The organism is Massilia mucilaginosa (genome assembly GCF_011682145.1).
Classification (GTDB): domain Bacteria; phylum Pseudomonadota; class Gammaproteobacteria; order Burkholderiales; family Burkholderiaceae_D; genus Telluria_A; species Telluria_A mucilaginosa.
Genome location: NZ_WHJH01000056.1, coordinates 30,887 through 47,599, shown reverse-complemented (window position 1 = coordinate 47,599; position 16,713 = coordinate 30,887). Strand labels below are relative to the sequence as shown.

Annotated in this window: 18 protein-coding genes and 1 rRNA gene; 13 read left to right on the top strand and 6 right to left on the bottom strand. The window is 64.6% G+C overall.

The window, feature by feature from the left end:
* Both F2P45_RS28705 and F2P45_RS28700 read right to left on the bottom strand, forming a co-directional pair.
* Positions 1-76 (bottom strand): 16S ribosomal RNA (locus F2P45_RS28705); the annotation flags it as partial.
* A 408-nt stretch (positions 77-484) separates the two neighbouring features.
* The gene (locus F2P45_RS28700; RefSeq protein WP_166881633.1) at positions 485-1,135 is read right to left on the bottom strand and encodes a DUF4124 domain-containing protein; all 651 of its coding nucleotides are present in this window, start codon (positions 1,133-1,135) and stop codon (positions 485-487) included.
* 254 nt (positions 1,136-1,389) lie between these two features.
* Here F2P45_RS28700 and F2P45_RS28695 point away from each other — a divergent pair, with 254 nt between their 5' ends.
* The 11 genes from F2P45_RS28695 (at position 1,390) to F2P45_RS28645 (ending at position 11,465) form a co-directional block, all read left to right on the top strand.
* On the top strand, positions 1,390-2,877 hold the full coding sequence (locus F2P45_RS28695) for a B12-binding domain-containing radical SAM protein (RefSeq protein WP_166881635.1): 1,488 nt from the start codon (positions 1,390-1,392) through the stop codon (positions 2,875-2,877).
* 131 nt (positions 2,878-3,008) lie between these two features.
* Entirely contained in the window at positions 3,009-4,142 is a 1,134-nt protein-coding gene (locus F2P45_RS28690; RefSeq protein ID WP_166881632.1) for an MlaE family ABC transporter permease, read from the top strand.
* 41 nt (positions 4,143-4,183) lie between these two features.
* Entirely contained in the window at positions 4,184-4,999 is an 816-nt protein-coding gene (locus F2P45_RS28685) for an ABC transporter ATP-binding protein (RefSeq protein ID WP_229505355.1), read from the top strand.
* 3 nt (positions 5,000-5,002) lie between these two features.
* On the top strand, positions 5,003-5,962 hold the full coding sequence (locus F2P45_RS28680; protein WP_166881630.1) for an MlaD family protein: 960 nt from the start codon (positions 5,003-5,005) through the stop codon (positions 5,960-5,962).
* 8 nt (positions 5,963-5,970) lie between these two features.
* Positions 5,971-6,621, top strand: a complete 651-nt coding sequence (locus F2P45_RS28675; RefSeq protein ID WP_370663322.1) for an ABC-type transport auxiliary lipoprotein family protein — start codon at positions 5,971-5,973, stop codon at positions 6,619-6,621.
* Positions 6,618-7,802, top strand: a complete 1,185-nt coding sequence (locus tag F2P45_RS28670; RefSeq protein WP_166881628.1) for a VanZ family protein — start codon at positions 6,618-6,620, stop codon at positions 7,800-7,802. The genes F2P45_RS28675 and F2P45_RS28670 overlap by 4 nt, the downstream gene beginning before the upstream one ends.
* Positions 7,803-7,819: 17 nt before the next feature.
* Entirely contained in the window at positions 7,820-8,137 is a 318-nt protein-coding gene (locus tag F2P45_RS28665; RefSeq protein ID WP_126074683.1) for a (2Fe-2S) ferredoxin domain-containing protein, read from the top strand.
* 27 nt (positions 8,138-8,164) lie between these two features.
* Positions 8,165-8,830 carry an alpha/beta hydrolase gene (locus F2P45_RS28660; RefSeq protein ID WP_370663321.1) on the top strand — a complete coding sequence of 222 codons (666 nt, stop codon included), beginning with the start codon at positions 8,165-8,167 and terminating at the stop codon, positions 8,828-8,830.
* 54 nt (positions 8,831-8,884) lie between these two features.
* On the top strand, positions 8,885-10,030 hold the full coding sequence (locus F2P45_RS28655) for a D-alanyl-D-alanine carboxypeptidase family protein (protein ID WP_166881627.1): 1,146 nt from the start codon (positions 8,885-8,887) through the stop codon (positions 10,028-10,030).
* Positions 10,031-10,218: 188 nt separating this feature from the next.
* Entirely contained in the window at positions 10,219-11,145 is a 927-nt protein-coding gene (locus F2P45_RS28650) for an aldo/keto reductase (RefSeq protein WP_166881626.1), read from the top strand.
* A 20-nt stretch (positions 11,146-11,165) separates the two neighbouring features.
* A complete protein-coding gene (locus F2P45_RS28645) occupies positions 11,166-11,465 on the top strand; it encodes a metal-sensitive transcriptional regulator (RefSeq protein WP_166881625.1) in 300 nt (99 codons plus the stop codon).
* 159 nt (positions 11,466-11,624) lie between these two features.
* Here the strand turns inward: F2P45_RS28645 and pssA are convergent, their stop codons facing one another.
* Positions 11,625-12,404, bottom strand: a complete 780-nt coding sequence (gene pssA, locus F2P45_RS28640; protein ID WP_229505352.1) for a CDP-diacylglycerol--serine O-phosphatidyltransferase — start codon at positions 12,402-12,404, stop codon at positions 11,625-11,627.
* Between the two features lie 149 nt (positions 12,405-12,553).
* On the opposite strand from pssA, the gene F2P45_RS28635 reads away from it, so the two are divergent.
* Positions 12,554-13,510 (top strand): CAP domain-containing protein, encoded by a 957-nt coding sequence (locus F2P45_RS28635; protein WP_166881623.1) that lies wholly within the window; start codon positions 12,554-12,556, stop codon positions 13,508-13,510.
* Between the two features lie 74 nt (positions 13,511-13,584).
* Positions 13,585-14,217 (top strand): Hpt domain-containing protein, encoded by a 633-nt coding sequence (locus tag F2P45_RS28630; RefSeq protein ID WP_166881622.1) that lies wholly within the window; start codon positions 13,585-13,587, stop codon positions 14,215-14,217.
* A gap of 14 nt (positions 14,218-14,231) precedes the next feature.
* On the opposite strand, the gene F2P45_RS28625 is transcribed toward F2P45_RS28630, so the two are convergent.
* The 3 genes from F2P45_RS28625 to F2P45_RS28615 form a co-directional block, all read right to left on the bottom strand.
* Positions 14,232-14,438 carry a hypothetical protein gene (locus F2P45_RS28625; protein ID WP_166881621.1) on the bottom strand — a complete coding sequence of 69 codons (207 nt, stop codon included), beginning with the start codon at positions 14,436-14,438 and terminating at the stop codon, positions 14,232-14,234.
* Between the two features lie 283 nt (positions 14,439-14,721).
* Positions 14,722-15,276 (bottom strand): DUF1439 domain-containing protein, encoded by a 555-nt coding sequence (locus tag F2P45_RS28620; RefSeq protein ID WP_166881620.1) that lies wholly within the window; start codon positions 15,274-15,276, stop codon positions 14,722-14,724.
* Between the two features lie 119 nt (positions 15,277-15,395).
* Positions 15,396-16,703: an RNA polymerase sigma factor gene (locus F2P45_RS28615; RefSeq protein ID WP_166881619.1), complete on the bottom strand. Its 1,308-nt coding sequence runs from the start codon at positions 16,701-16,703 to the stop codon at positions 15,396-15,398.
* Positions 16,704-16,713: the final 10 nt, after the last annotated feature.

The window sequence follows — 16,713 nt, the reverse complement described above, 5'->3', positions numbered from 1 at the left end:
CGCGCTGCCGTTCGACTTGCATGTGTAAGGCATGCCGCCAGCGTTCAATCTGAGCCAGGATCAAACTCTTCAGTTCAATCTCTGTTTAATGTCCTTGCGGACAGATCGCTCACTCAAAATACTGACAGGCCACTTCTTGCGAAGCGCCTATATTTCTTTTTTGTGAACATTTGATAATTTAAGTATTCAACATCGCTTGCGCTCTGTTGGCACCTTCATCAAACGCCCACACTTATCGACTGTTAATTGTTAAAGAACTTGTTCGGTATTTCAATCTTGCCGCATGGTACGAAGCGTTGTGTTCGTTGCAGCAGAGAGGTGAGATTATGCAGCGTTTCGCGTTTTTCGTCAACCTCTTTTTGTTACTTCGTTTCTTTCGAAACGCCCCTGGACTGTCCTGCCAACTACTTGATTTCGCTAGCGTTTCAGCGGGGAGGCGAACTATAGCAAAGCGGCGGATTTTCCACAAGCCACCTTCGCCAAATTACTTCGGCTTGTAGGTGATCAGCGGCATGGCGACCTCCGCATTATTGACGACGTCATTGGCGCCACCCGACATGTCGATGGTCGCCTTTTCGCACCAGCGCACCTGGCCCGCGGCGCCCTGCGCCAGGACGTCGGTCATGGCTTCGTGAATCTTGGCCGCCACCTCACCCTGCAATGCGGTGCGCCGGGAGGGCGCCATGTCGGCCAGCGCGCGCCGCTGCTTCTCGATAAAGCTGCTGTTGCGCTGCGTCCAGCCATTGGCCGCGGTGACGAATTTCTTGTTCTGGGGCGCCGCCCGCGAGCACACCGGCTCGAACTTAGCGGCCACTTCGGACATCAGCGACACCACCAGCACCGCATGCTGGAGTTCGGGCGATGGGACGCCGGCGGCCGAGATGCCATTGCCCGCCCCGTGGGCGCCAGTGCCTTTCGACGGCGGCCCAATCTTGGGCACGGGCGGCACCGGGCCTTCCACCGGACGCAGCACGGATCCCTTCATCACGCTGACCTTGAGCTTCTCGCCATTTTGCGGGCGGTCCGAAAACGTGACTTTCCCATCCGGACCGACGGTCTTGTACAACTGCTGCGCAGACGCGGCGCAGCAGATCAGCGTAGCGGCGATGACAAAAATGGGCTGTAATTTATTCATGTGACAAAAAATGGCGTAACACTTCACGCGATGGCAACCGATTCATATACTAACGTAGCATGGGGGCGAGATGCGTAAACATATTTCCTAAACGCACCTTTCTAAACTAAAACACAACAACTTGATTCTCAATAGCATTTGAATGCAAGTTTTATGCCTGAATATGTTACGTGAGAGCAACGCCATCTGGCACATGCCGGGCATGCGCCGCGCGCGCAGGTAGAATGTCAGCTTTTGCCGAACCCGCGCCCGCCATGACCATCCTGCTCTCGACCCTGAACGCCCGCTACGCCCACGCATCGCTGGGGCTGCGCTATCTGCTGGCAAACATGGGACCGCTGCAGGAGCAGACCAGCCTGCACGAATTCGTGATCGGCGCCAAGACCACCGAAATCGTCGAACGCTTGCTGGCGCAGTCGCCGCGCATCGTCGGTTTCGGTATCTATATATGGAACGTGGAAGAAACCACCAAGGTCGTCGCCATGCTCAAGCGCGTGGCGCCCCAGGTCACCATCGTGCTGGGCGGACCGGAAGTGTCGCACGAGCCGGGCGAGCAGGAGATCGTGCGGATGGCCGACTACCTGGTGACCGGCTGGGGCGACGTCACCTTTCCCAAGCTGTGCGGCGAGATCCTGCACGGTCCCAAGCCGCTGATGAAGATCCACGCCGGCGTGCAGCCGCCCATGGCCGAGATCGCGATGCCCTACTCCTTGTATACAGATAACGACATCGCCAACCGCACTCTCTATGTGGAAGCCTCGCGCGGCTGCCCCTTCAAATGCGAGTTCTGTCTGTCGGCGCTGGACAAGACCGCCTGGCCCTTCGGCCTGGACACCTTTTTGGGCGAGCTCGAAACCCTGCACGCGCGCGGCGCGCGCCTGTTCAAGTTTGTCGACCGCACCTTCAACCTGAATATCAAGACCAGCCTGAAGATCATGCATTTCTTCCTCGACAAACTCGAAGCGAATCCGGACGACCCGGTCTACGCCCACTTCGAGCTGGTGCCCGACCACCTGCCCGACGCCTTGAAAGAAGGCATCCGCAAGTTCCCGCCCGGCGCGCTGCAGTTCGAGATCGGCATCCAGAGCTTCAACCCGGCGGTCCAGGCGCTGGTGAGCCGGCGCCAGGACAACGCCAAGGCCGCCGAAAACATCCGCTGGCTGTGCGAAGAGTCGCACGCCCACCTGCACGTCGACCTGATCGCCGGCCTGCCGGGCGAAGACATGGACAGCTTCGCGCGCGGCTTCGACCAGCTGGTCGCGCTCAAACCGCACGAGATCCAGTTCGGCATCCTGAAACGCCTGCGCGGCACCCCGATCATCCGCCACACCGAAGAACACGCCCTGGTATTCGATCCCTACCCGCCGTACACCATCCTGGCCACCAAACTGATCGACTTCCAGACCATGCAGCGCCTGGTGCGCTTTGCCCGCTACTGGGACCTGGTGGCCAACTCGGGACGCTTCGCGCATACGCTTGCGCACATCCTGGGCGAGTCGCCGTTCGCCAATTTCATGGCCTTCTCGGACTGGATCTACGCCAAGACCGATGCCACCCACCGCATCGCGCTCGAGCGCCTGGCCAAACTGGTCACGCAGTGGCTCGAGACGCGCGGCATGCCACGCAGCGACGCCGAAGCGCTGGTCGGCAGCGATTACGCCGGCCGCGTCGACGCGCCGGCCGAGAAAACCAGGCCGGCGGCGAGCGTGCCGCAGCGCCAGGCGCGCCATCTGGCGGCGTAAGCGGACGGCATGCGCGGCGAACCGATGCGGCGTGCATACAACGACCATGTAAACAAACGATTACGCGCGCCGCGCCGATCCGCGCACGAACTCCTATAGCGGCCGCGGCGATTCTCTTTTACACTGGCGCAATGCAGATTGAAAATGCGCCAACTTTAACCCTAAAACCGCCTGATGCAGGCTCGCCCCAATCGGTCGTCGCCAACGGGACCTGGCAGGTCCACGCGCTGGCCCAGTGCGGCGCGATCAAGACCATCAACGCCACCCTCGCCTCGCTCAAGGACAAACCGGACCTGAGCTGGGACCTGAGCCAGATCGTCCGCCTCGACCACATCGGCGCCCAGATGTTCTGGAACGCCTGGGGCAAGCAGCGCCCCGGCCAGCTGCAACTGGCCGAAAAACAGGAAGAACTGTTCAACCGCATCGAAGAAGCGGGCAAGCTGCAGCTGCCGCGCACACGCGCCAGCCGCTTCAACTGGGTCATGACGCTGGGCGCGGGCATGCTCAACTTCTTCGAGCACGTGCAGGGCTTCATTCGCCTGATCGGCCAGGTGGTGCAGGATATCGGGCGCTTCATCCGCCATCCGATGACCGGGCCGTGGCGCGAAGTGTCGGCCAATATCTTCCACTCCGGCTTCCAGGCGCTCGGCATCACCGCGCTGGTGGGCTTCCTGATCGGGGTGGTGCTGTCCTACCTGTCGGCCCAGCAGCTGCGCATGTTCGGCGGCGATATGTACCTGGTCAACATCCTCGGCATGAGCGTGATCCGCGAACTGGGGCCGCTGCTGGCCGCGATCCTGGTGGCCGGCCGCTCCGGCTCCTCGATCACCGCGCAGCTCGGGGTGATGCGGGTGACCGAGGAACTCGACGCCATGCTGGTCATGGGCATCTCGCACGGCTACCGCCTGATCATGCCGAAGGTGGTGGCGCTGGCGATCTCGATGCCGCTCCTGGTGGTGTGGACCGACGCCATGGCCCTGATCGGCGGCATGGTCTCGGCCAAGGTCGAACTGAACCTGTCGGCGCGCTACTTCCTGCAAAAACTGCCGGACGCGGTGCCGCTGTCGAACTACATCATCGGCCTGCTCAAGGGGACCACGTTCGGCATGCTGATCGCGCTGGTATCCTGCCACTTCGGCCTGCGCATCAAACCGAATACCGAAAGCCTCGGGCGCGGCACCACCACCTCGGTCGTGACCGCGATCACGGTGGTGATCCTGGCCGACGCGGTGTTTGCCATTATTTTCAGCGGAGTCGGTTTCTGATGGACGAGCAAAAGACGGAACCCAAACGCCAGCAACTGAACATGCGGCCCGACGAAGATGTCGGCCCGCCGGTGGTCCAGATCACCAAGCTGTGGACCAAGTTCGGGCGCACCGTGGTGCACCAGGACCTGAGCCTGGATATTTACCAGGGCGAGATCCTGTCGATCGTGGGCGGCTCCGGCACCGGCAAGACGGTGCTGCTGCGCCAGATGCTCGGCCTCGAGACGCCCGCCAAAGGCTGCGTGCGCGTGTTCGGCGAAGACATCAGCGAGGCCGACGCCGACCAGCTGCAGCGCATGCGCAACCACTGGGGCATGCTGTTCCAGCAGGGCGCGCTGTACTCGGCGCTGACCGTGTTCGACAACATCGCCCAGCCCCTGCGCGAACTGCGCGCCCTGCCCGAAGACGTGATCCACGACGCCGTGCTCCTCAAAATGAACATGGTCGGACTGGGCATCGAGCACGCCAAGAAAATGCCGTCGGATCTCTCGGGCGGCATGATCAAGCGCGCTTCGCTGGCGCGCGCGCTGGCGCTCGAACCGCAACTGCTGTTCCTCGACGAGCCCACCGCCGGCCTCGACCCCGACCTGTCGGACGCCTTCGTCGCCCTGATTCAATCGCTGCACCGCGAACTGGGCCTGACCGTGGTCATGGTCACGCACGACCTGGACACCCTGTTCGCGCTCTCGACCCGGATCGCGGTGCTGGCCGAAAAACACGTGATCGCGATCGGACCGACGCGCGACGTGCTGGCAGTGGACCACCCCTTCATCAAACAATTCTTCCTGGGTGCGCGCGGCCAGCGCGCCCTCGAAGTGCTCGACGAATACGACGCCGAGCACGCACCGGAGCACTAGCATATGGAAAACAGATCGCACGCCCTGATGACAGGACTCTTCACGATTGCACTGCTGGTGGCCACGGTCCTGGCGGGCATCTGGTTCAACCGCGACCGGGTCGAGCGCGTGCCCTACCAGATCGCCACCATCCAGTCGATCCCGGGCCTGAACCCGCAGGCGGCGGTGCGCTACCGCGGGCTGGAAGTGGGCAAGGTCGACGCCATCAACTTCGATGCAAAGATTCCCGGCCAGATCCTGATCCACCTGGCGGTCGACGCCGAAGCGCCGGTCACCAGCACCACCTTCGCCACCCTCGGCTACCAGGGCGTGACCGGGATCGCCTTCATCCAGCTCGACGACGACAAGACCGGCTCGCCCCTGATGGCCAGCACCGAAGAGAAACTGGCGCGCATCCCGCTGCGTCCGGGCCTGCTCGACCAGCTCGAAAAACGCGGACTGGTCATCCTCGACAAGGCCGAAGAACTGGCCACCCGCCTGGACGCCATGGCCTCGCCGGAAAACCAGAAGATCATCCTCGACGCCTTCGCCGATGTGAGCAAGGCGGCCAATGCCTACGCCGCGATCCCGGCCAAGCTCGAACCGACCCTGGCGCGCCTGCCGCAGCTGACGGCCAGGGCCGACCAGAGCCTGGCCTCGTTCGACACCTTCACCGCCAGCGCCACCAGCATGACGCGCAGCTATACCAAGTTGGCCGACGACCTGCAGTCGCCCAACGGCGCCATTGCGCGCCTGAACAGCACCGTGGACCGGGTCGGCGGCTCGCTCGAAGCGGTCACCACCGATCTCGAAATGCAGACCCTGCCGCACTTCGTGGCCATGACCGACGAAGCGCGCACCTCGCTGCGGGCCGTGCGGCGCACCATGAATTCGCTCAACGACCGTCCGCAAAGCCTGCTGTTCGGCGCCGCGCCCCCGACCCCGGGGCCGGGCGAACCAGGTTTTACCGCACCGACCAAATGAGGACCACCGTGCATCACACCCCGACCCACACCCCGACCCTGCCTGCCACCGTACGCCGCCTGCTGCTGGCGGCCGGCACCGGCGCCGCCCTGCTGCTGGCCGGCTGCGCCAGCGAAAAACCGGCCCAGAACACCACCTTCGACTTCGGCCCGGCCGCCACTACCGCAGCCGCCGCCGCGCGCGCGCCGATCGCCGCCATCGTGGTGGGCGACGTGACCGGCTCGGCGGCCCTCGACAGCGAACGCATGTTCTACCGCCTGAACTACAGCGATCCGCTGCAGGCGCGCGCCTACGCCAACAGCCGCTGGGCCGCCACGCCGCTGCAGATGGTGACCCAGCGCCTGAAATCGCGCATCGCGCAGTCGGGCGCCAAGGTATTGAGCGTGAGCGACGCCTCCGACGGCGTGCCGATCCTGCGCCTGGAAATCGACGACTTCAGCCACCACTTCGACAGCCAGGCCGACAGCCACGGCCAGCTGGTGCTGCGCGCCTCGCTGTTCCAGGGCCATAAACTGATCGACCAGAAAACCTTCGACCGCAAGACCGTCGCCACCAGTCCAGATGCCGGCGGCGGCGCGCGCGCGCTGGCCGGCGCCACCGACACGGTCGCCTCCGACCTCATCGCCTGGCTCGCCACGCTGCCGCTCAAAAAAGAATGACCGCGCCGGACGCGCCAGGGCCAGTTCCCGCAGCAGCGCCGCTGACGGCCGCCGTGCGCGGCTCGCCCGTCGCGCGCGCCTCGCTGCTGGCCTACATGCTGCTGATCGTGTACGCCAGCTGGTTTCCGTTTTCGGGCTGGCGCGGCAGCGGCCTGTCGCCCTTCATTTTCCTGACCCTGTCGATGCCGCAGTACTGGACCGGCTTCGACGTGATGGTCAACATCATCGGCTACATCCCGCTCGGCACCCTGCTGGTGCTGGCCATGTACCCGCGCGTGCGCGGCGTGTGGGCGGTCTTGCTGGCCGCCGTGTGCGGGGTGCTGGTCTCGGGCACCATGGAAGCGGTGCAAACCTACCTGCCCAGCCGCGTGCCATCGAGCCTGGACTTCATCACCAATTCGGCCGGCGCGCTGGCGGGCGCCATCATCGGCGCCCTGGGCGCGCGCTCCTTCCTCGACCAGAGCCGCCTGTACAAGCTGCGCCAGCGCTGGTTCGCGGCGCACGCCAGCCAGGGCCTGGTACTGCTGGCCCTGTGGCCGCTGGCGCAGATCTACCCGCTCGGCTACATGTTCGGCCACGGCCAGCTGCTGCCGATTTTTTCGGAATGGCTGTCGGCCTGGCTCGATACCGACATCGACCTGGTGACCATGCTGCGTCCCGGCGCCGCCATGAGCGTGGAACAATACTGGCTGTCGGAAACCATCATCACCGCCTGCGGCATGACCGGCGCCGTCCTGACCATGCTGTGCCTGCTGCGGCGCGGCGCCCCGCGCCTGCTGCTGATCGGCGCCATGCTCGGCGCGGCCCTGCTGACCAAGACCCTGGCCAGCTCCCTGCTGTTCAAGCCCGACAATGCGCTGGCCTGGATCACGCCCGGCGCCCAGGGCGGCTTCCTGATCGGCCTGATCATGCTGGCGGGCCTGGCGTTCGCTCCCGAAAAGGCGCAGCGGCGGCTGGCGGTCCTGACCCTCGTGCTGAGCCTGCTGGTGGTGAACACGATCCCGGTCAACCCCTACTTTAGTGCCACGCTGCAAGGCTGGGTCCAAGGAAAGTTTCTTAACTTCAATGGCGCGGCGCAATTCCTCTCCTTGCTGTGGCCGTTTTTTGCGATCTGGTTCCTGCTGCTGCCGTCGCATAAACTCAATCGGCGCGAAGAACGCGTATCATTGCGCCAGCCATAACAGAAACGGGAACCACCATGAGCGATACCCCCTACTTCGAACAGCACGTCTTTATCTGCATGAACGTGCGCGAGGATGGACGCCAGTGCTGCGGCAAGCTCGGCGCCGAAGTGGCGCAGAAGCACGCCAAGCGCCGCATGAAAGAACTCGGCCTGAACGGGCACGGCAAAGTGCGCATCAACCAGGCCGGCTGCCTCGACCGGTGCGACGAAGGCCCGGTGCTGGTGGTCTATCCGCAAGGCACCTGGTACACCTATGTCGACACCAGCGACATCGATGAGATCATCGACTCCCACCTGGTTGGCGGCAAAGTCGTCGACCGCCTCAAAATCTGACCGCCTTCTTCTTGATTACCTGGTTCCATGACTACTGCCACCCATAATTTGCTGAACAAGAACGCCGAAAAATTCACCCTGGCCGGCGGCGCCGGACCGATGGAATGCCTGCTCGACCTGCCCGCGGGCGCACCGCGCGGCGTGGCCCTGGTCGCCCATCCGCATCCGCTGTACGGCGGCACCATGGACAACAAGGTGGCCCAGACCCTGGCGCGCACGTTTGTCGCGCTCGGCTACGCGGTGGCGCGCTTTAACTTCCGCGGCGTCGGCGCCTCGGGCGGCGTGCACGACGACGGCGTCGGCGAAACCGACGACATGGCGCTGATGCTGGCGCACATGCAAGCGCAGTATCCGGGACTGCCGGTGGCGCTGTCGGGCTTCTCGTTCGGCACCTTTGTGCAAGCCCAATTGCAGCAGCGCCTGATTGGCGAAGGCCGTCCGGCCGAGCGCCTGGTGCTGGTCGGCACCGCCGCCGGCAAATGGCCGATGCCCGAGGTACCGGCCGACACCATCCTGATCCACGGCGAAGTCGACGACACCATTACATTAACGCAGGTGCTGGACTGGGCGCGGCCGCAAGACATTCCGGTCATCGTCATTCCCGGCGCCGACCATTTCTTCCACCGCAAGCTGGCCCACATCAAGACACTGGTGGTCCAACTGTGGCGGCGTGAGGGTGCAACTCCACTATAGCCACTATAATTGGACGCCCTTTTTTTGCACCACCTTTTTTGAGTACTGATTCCCATGAGAAAACTTATTGCCGCACTGGCTGCCAGTGTCCTGGCGCTATCGACCGCCGTTGCGCAAACCATGCCGCCGCCGACCGTCGCCGCGCGCTCCTGGCTGCTGCTCGACGCCACCAGCGGGCAAGTCATCGCCTCGCAAGACCCCAATGCCCGCATCGAACCGGCCTCGCTGACCAAGATCATGACGGCCTACCTGACCTTTGCCGCGCTCAGGGAAAAGAAGCTGACCCTGAACCAGATGATCAACGTCTCGGTCAAGGCCTGGAAAGTCGACGCCAGCAGTTCCAAGATGTTCATCGACCCGGCCACGCCGGTGTCGGTCGACGACCTGCTGCACGGCTTGATGGTGCAGTCCGGTAACGACGCCGCCGTGGCCCTGGCCGAAGCGGTGGCCGGCGACGAAAGCGCGTTCGTGTTCCTGATGAACCGCGAAGCCCAGCGCATGGGCCTGAAAAACACGCGCTTCGCCAACCCGCACGGCTTGCCGCATCCCGACAATTTCTCCACTGCGCACGACCTGTCGGTACTGGCCGCGCGCGTGATCGCCGACTACCCCGAGTTCTACAAGATCGACTCGGTCAAAAGCTTCACCTACAACAAGATCACCCAGCCGAACCGCAACCGCCTGCTGTGGCTCGACCCGACGGTCGACGGCATGAAGACCGGCCACACCGAAGCGGCCGGTTTCTGCATGATCGCCTCGGCGCGCCGTCCCAACGGCAGCGGCCAGCGCCGCCTGATTTCGGTCGTGCTCGGCACCAACTCCGACCAGGCCCGGACCCAGGAAAGCCAGAAGCTGCTCAACTGGGGCTTCCAGAATTTCGACACGGTCAAGCTGTACGCCAAGGGCCAGGCGATCCAGACCCCGGAAGTCTGGAAAGGCTCGGCCAATTCGGTCAAGATCGGCTTTAACAGCGACGTGCTGGTGACGGTGCCGAAAGGCGTGGCGGGCAAGATGAAGCCGGTCCTGGAGCGCAACGACCCGCTGGTGGCCCCGCTGCCGCTCAACAGCAAAGTCGGCACCCTGAAGATGATGGTCGATGGCAAGCCGGTGCTGGAACTGCCGGTGGTGGCCCTGGAAGAAGTGCCGCAAGCCTCGATCTTCGGCCGCGCCTGGGACTCGATGCGCCTCTGGCTTAAATAAGCTGTAAAAGTTGCAAAACCGGGGACAGCCCCCAATGCGTTAACTTACGATCCGTCGCCCCCGCGCAGGCGGGGGTCCATAGCACCTTTGATCATACGTGCTATGGACCCCCGCCTGCGCGGGGGCGACGGCATGGAGGTCAGCGTTCTAGCCTGGCTACTTAATACTCCATATAAAGAAAGAAAACCATGACCGCAGCCCTGCCCGCCGACCTGTTTTGCCCGCGCGTGAACACCCGTCTCCATGGCCCCGCGCTGTCGCGCATCGTGGCCGGGATGTGGCGCATGGGGGAGTGGGGCATGTCGGCCGAGCAGCGCGTCGCCTTCATCGAGCAGTGCGTCGCGCTCGGCGTCACCAGCTTCGACCATGCCGATATCTACGGCAACTACGGCGTCGAAGGCTTGTTCGGCGAGGCCCTGCGCCTGCAACCTTCGCTGCGCGACCGCATCGAGCTGATCAGCAAGTGCGGGATCAAGCTGCTCTCCCCGCAACGCCCCCAGCATACTATCCAGCATTACGACACCAGCGCCGCCCACATCGTGGCCTCGGTCGAGGAATCGCTGCGCCAGCTGCACACCGACCGCCTCGACCTGCTGCTGATCCACCGTCCCGACCCCTTGATGGAGTTCGACGAGATCGCCGCCGCCTTCAACCGCCTGCGCCAGGCTGGCAAGGTCTTGCACTTCGGCGTGTCGAATTTTTCGCGCCACCAGTTCGAGTCGCTCAACCGCCGCATCGAGCTGGCCACCAACCAGGTCGAGTTCTCGCCCCTGCACACCACGCCGATGTTCGACCAGACTTTCGACGGCCTGCAAGACCTGGGCGTGGCGCCGATGATCTGGTCGCCGCTGGCCGGCGGGCGCCTGTTCGCCAGCAGCGACGACAATGCCGACCGCCTGCGCCTGGTGATCAAGGGCATCGCCGACGCGCTCAATCAACCGTTCGCCAGCGTGGTGTTCGCGTGGATCATGCAGTTGCCATGCCGCCCGCTGCCGCTGACCGGCACCGGCCGCATCGAAGCGGTCGCGGTGGCCGTGGCCGGAACCGGCTTCACGCTCAGCCGCGACGACTGGTTCACCATCCTGCGCGCCGCGCGCGGCCACGAAGTGGCATAGGCCGGCGCCGGGAGCAGCGTATGTCGGAGATGGTCGAAAGCAGCGCCCTGAGCGCCTTGCAAAAGAAGGAGTTGCTGCACCGCCTGGCGCGCATCGAGGGCCAGTTGCGCGGGGTGCAGAAGTTGGTCGCGCTGGCGGCCACGCCGGCCGATTTCGATGCCGTGGCCCAGCAGATGGCGGCGGCGCGCAAGGCGCTCGACCGCTCGTTCGTCCAGTTGCTCACCAATACCATGCAGACCCAGAGCGCCAACGCCACCAGCCTGGCCGAGGCGCAGGCCAGCGCCAGCAAGCTGGCCGCCATGCTCGATAAGTTCGCCTAAGTAAGTGTGCAGAAATTATTGTCATTTATAGCGAACAGAAGCGGATGCCTGGCAAGGCGCGCGCCGCGACGCAGTGCGAGCACTGCTAGCGGTGGGCAACGCAGCAAGGCGCCGCTTATGGAAGCTAGAAATTACAAGAATTTATGCGCACTTACTTAATCAGTCCTCGTAGACAGCCGGCGCCGGCACGCCGCGCCAGCCCAGCTGCCATGCGATATTGAGCAGCAGGGTAAAGCTGATGTACAACACGAAAAACAGCACGAAGAAGCGCGTTTGCAGCCAGGCCAGCAAGCCCAGCCCGACGCCGATGACGACCAACAGCCCCACGCTTTTCGGCTGCTTGGAACTCGGAAAACGCACCGTCGAGACCATCAGCGTGCCCACGCCCACCATCAGGGCCATCACCAGGTAGCCCTGCACGACGGTGGTCAACGGCGCCGGCCAGGCCACCACGACGGCGGCCACGCAGGCCGCGCCGGCGGTGATCGGCATGCCGACGAAGTAGCGCGGGTCGGTGCGCCCCACGTTCACGTTGAAACGCGCCAGGCGCAGCGCGCCGCAGGCGACGAACACGAAGCAGGCCAGGCCGCCGGCACGCAGCAGGGTCGGATGATCGACGCCCAGTTGCACGAAACCGTAGCAGTACAGCAGCATGGCCGGGGCGCAGCCGAAGTTCATGACGTCGGCGATCGAGTCGAGCTGCATGCCGAATTCGGACGAGGTATTGGTGGCGCGCGCGACAAAGCCGTCAAGCGCGTCGAACACGCCGGCCAGCACCAGCAGAATGGCCGACATGCGGTAGTCGGCGGCCAGGCCGACGTGGGCGTTGTCGACCGACATGACGATGCTGCCGAAGCCGCACGCGATCGATAGCAGCGTGACAAAGCTCGGCAGGGCAAACTTGGCGCGCGCGAGGCGCTGCTGGCGTGTGGGTTTCAAGTGGTTTCGCAATCGCATCAGGAATAGTGTTGGTATTTTACAGCGTCATCCTGTCTGCGCCAGATCAATCCAGGGCAAACAAACCTCACCGATTTTCAAATTCCCCTAGAATCAATTTTTAGCGCATTTTTCTGCACGGAGAACTCGGGATGAACGGATTTCAACGCTCGAACATGGCTGCGGCGCTGTCATGCGCGCTGTTGCTGTCCGCCTGCGGCGGCGATGGCGACAACGGCGGCAACCAGCCGACGCCGACCCAGAGCACTGCCTCGGCCGCGCTGGCCCAGGTGCCGGGCGCGCCGCTCGCCACCAACAATACCGCCATCGACGGCCTGAACTGGATCAATTTCCGCCGCACCCAGATCGGCATGCCGACGCTGGCGCGCAACCCGAGTATCGACCGCGCCGCCCAGGGCCATTCCGACTATCAGAAGATCAACAACAAGGTGACGCACGACCAGGCCAGCGGCGCCGCCGGCTTCACCGGCGCGCAACTGAGCGACCGCCTGACCGGCGCCGGCTATCTGTTCGCGCCCGCCGAGCGCGCCTATGGCGAGGTGATCTCGGCGACCTCGAACGCGTCCGGCTTTTACATGGCGGAAGAATTGATCACGGCGATCTATCACCGTTTCGTGATGTTCGAACCCAAGTTCAAGGAAATCGGCACCGGCGCGGCAGCCAACGCGAGCGGCTACATCTACTTCACCAGCAACTTCACCGCTAACAATGGCTTCGGCCAAGGTATGGGACGCGGCAATATCGCCACCTGGCCGGGCGATGGCCAGACCGGCGTCACGCCGAATTTCTTCAGCAACTACGAAGAGCCGGACCCGGTCGAGAACCTGAACGAAGTGGGCTACCCGATCAGCGTGCACGCCGACCTCGACGCCACCCTGACGGTGCACAGTTTCACGGTGCGTCCGCGCGGCGGAGCGCTGCTCGACGTCAAGCTGCTCAAGCTGGGGGTGGACAGCCACACGCCCAAGTCGGCGGCGGCCATCATTCCGCTCACCGTGCTGGCCGCGCGCACGGTATACGAGGTGAATTTTTCCGGCACCATCGACAACGTGCCGCTCACAAAAACCTGGACTTTTACCAGCAAATAGAACGTGATCGCCGCGGTTTGCCCGCGCAAGTCTGCTATCGTGTGATTTCTTAGACAAGGAACGCAAGCCCATCCATGCCAGCGAGAGAGAAGCCTCCCGTCCCCGTCGCATTGCGCGCCGACGCCGCCACGCGCGAGGTGCTCGACATGGCCGACGGCATCGACCGCATCATGGGCAACCGCGCGCTGTATGCGCGCATGCTCAAGCGTTTTCGCAGCGACTATGCGCACGGGACGGTGCCGATCGGTGCGGCGCTGGCCGATGGCGACACCATCCTGGCGCATCGCCTGGCCCATACCCTCAAAGGCACCGCCGGCCTGATCGGCGCGCACCGCCTGCACCAGCATGCCAGCACGCTGGAACTGGCGATCCGCACCGATCCGGCGGCGCAGGAGGCGGCACTGGCGGCGCTGGCCGCTCACTTCGACCAGGTCCTGCGCCTGCTCGACCAGGTGCTGGCGGGCGGCGCGCCGGACGGCTTTGTGCTGGACATGCCGCAGCGCTCCCTGATGCAGGACCCGGTCCTGCTGGCGCGGCTGGTGCAACTACTGGTCGCGGCCGACGGCGCGGCGGTCGACCTGCTGGAAGAGTCGGGAGCGAGCCTGCGCGTAATCCTGGGCGAGGCCAGACTGGCGCAAGTGACAAAGGCGGTGAATGACTTCGATTTCGACGGCGCCCTGCGCGCCCTGAGGCAAGCGGCGGACTAAGCCGTCAGGGCGCTTCAGCGCGTGTATTCGGCTTCTTCGTCGAAGGCGTCGGCGCACGGCTTGCCGCAGAAGCGCTTGACGCTGTCAAGCGGCTTTTCGCAGTACCAGCACGAGCCCTTCGGCGGCAAGGCCTGGCGCGGCCGCACCGGGGCCGACTGCGCATCGGACGGATGCTCGGCCCGCGCGTCCTTTTCCGGAAAATCATCCTCTATCGTTCCCACAAGTCACCCCCAAAATGGCAGCACAGCGAATTCTCAAAGCAAGATTACTTTAGCGGAATACTTCGGACATGAGAATTCGCAAGTCCTGGGGCATTCGGTGAAACGGCCGCGATCAATCCCAAGTTTGCACGCAATATGCGGCTGCCGCAATCAAGGGAAAACACGCTTTCGTTGCGACGCAACAACCACGGAGATACCCGACAGTGCGTAAGAACGAGGCAGCGAGGCGCAAACCGGCCGCGCTGGCGGGAAGGGATGGGAGGAGGACGGCGCGGCGCCGGATTTACTTGGCCGGCTCGACCGTGACGATCAGGGAAGTTGCCGTGGTTTGTATGCGGGTCGGCACGAATTGCACGCCGGCATAACGCAGATCCTCGGGCCGGAAGCTGTAGACGGCCACATCGGCGACGACCTTGTTCATCAGCACATTGGCGGCGGCGGCGAGCTGGCGCTGGCGCGCGTCGTCGATGCCGTCGATGGCGAAGCGGTCCACGCGCGGCTCGGCCATCAGCACGGCATTGCGCGCCGCGTCGACATAGGGGCGCCCGGACATGGCCAGACTGCCGCGCCAGGACTGGCGCGTGAAGGGAGACGACAGCGCCGCGTCGAGGGTGACGCCGACGCGGCCGTTGCCGGCTGCCAGCGACAGTTGCGGTCGGTTGAGCTGGATGTCGATCACTTCCAGCGCCCGGTTGCTGATCGGGAAGCGCCGGTCCATGCCGGCTTGCAGTTTAGTTAGCGGCAATTCGATCTGGCGCGGGCCGATCACGCTGGCGCAGGAGACCAGCAGGCTGCCGGCCAGCGCCAGCAGCGCGCAGGTGCGGAGGAGGTTTTTCATGGGGGGAAGGCTAGCATAATTCGGGCGCGGTGGACGCCGGGGTGGAGGGCCAGGCGATGGAGCGCCTCGACGATGGTCCTTGAGAGTCCGGATCGCTATCCGCAGCGTCGGCCACCACGCTAAAGACCGTCATCCCCCTGCCCCGCCTTCTCGCCGCATCCTTGCGCCCTTGCCAGCAGCAACGCCCGTTCGCGCAGGTTGTTGGTCAGCGCCGCGGCCTGCTCGAACTCGGCGCGCGCCTCCTCCATGCGCCCCAGACGCGCCAGCAAATCCCCGCGCACGCTCGGCAGCAGGTGATAGTTGCGCAGCGCGTCGCTGGCGATCAGGGCGTCGACCAGTTCCAGCCCCAGCGCCGGCCCGTACGCCATCCCCAGCACCACCGCGCGGTTGAGCTCGACCACCGGCGAGGGCATCAGTTGAGCCAGTGCATCGTACAGCGCGGCGATGCGCTGCCAGTCGGTCTGCTCCGGCGTCAAGGCGCGCGCGTGACAAGCGGCAATCGCCGCCTGCAGCGCGTACGGACCGTACTCGCCCAACTGCCCGGCCCGCTCAAGCGCCGCCAGACCGCGCCGGATCAGCAACTGGTCCCAGCGACTGCGGTCCTGGTCGAGCAGCAACACCGGCTCGCCCTGCGCTCCGAGCCGGGCACGCGCGCGCGAGGACTGGATTTCCATCAAGGCCACCAGCCCATGGACTTCCGGTTCATCGGGCAACAGGCCCGCCAGGATGCGCCCCAGCCGCAAGGCTTCGTCGCACAGCTTGGGCCGCATCCAGTCGCCGCCGGCGCTGGCCGAATAGCCCTCGTTGTAGATCAGGTAGATGACCTGCAGCACCGACGCCAGGCGCGCCACCAGCTGGCCGGCACGCGGCACCTCGAACGGCACCTTCGCTTCGGCCAGTGCGCGCTTGGCGCGCACGATGCGCTGCGCCACCGTCGCTTCGGACACCAGGAACGCATGAGCGATTTCATCGGTGCTGAGCCCGCCCAGCAGGCGCAGGGTGAGCGCCACGCGCGCCTCGGTCGACAGTACCGGATGGCAGGAAATGAACATCAGCCGCAGCAGATCGTCGCCGATATCGTCTTCCAGGGCGGCCTCGAGATCGGGCGCGGCATCCCGCAGCAGGGTTTCGATCTCGTAGGTCAGCTCGGGTTCCTTGTTGCGCTGCAAGGTGGCGTGGCGCAAGTGGTCGAGCGCGCGGTGTTTGGCGACCGTCATCAGCCAGGCGGCGGGATTGTCGGGAATGCCGGCCTCGGGCCAGCGTTCGAGCGCGCTGACCAGGGCATCTTGCGCCAGTTCCTCGGCCAGGCCGACATTGCGCAGCATGCGCGCCAGCGCCCCGATGATGCGCGCCGACTCGATGCGCCAGACACCTTCGATGACGCGCGCGGCGGCCTGCCTGGCGTCCTTTGATTCCTGTCCCGGCATTGGCTGGCGC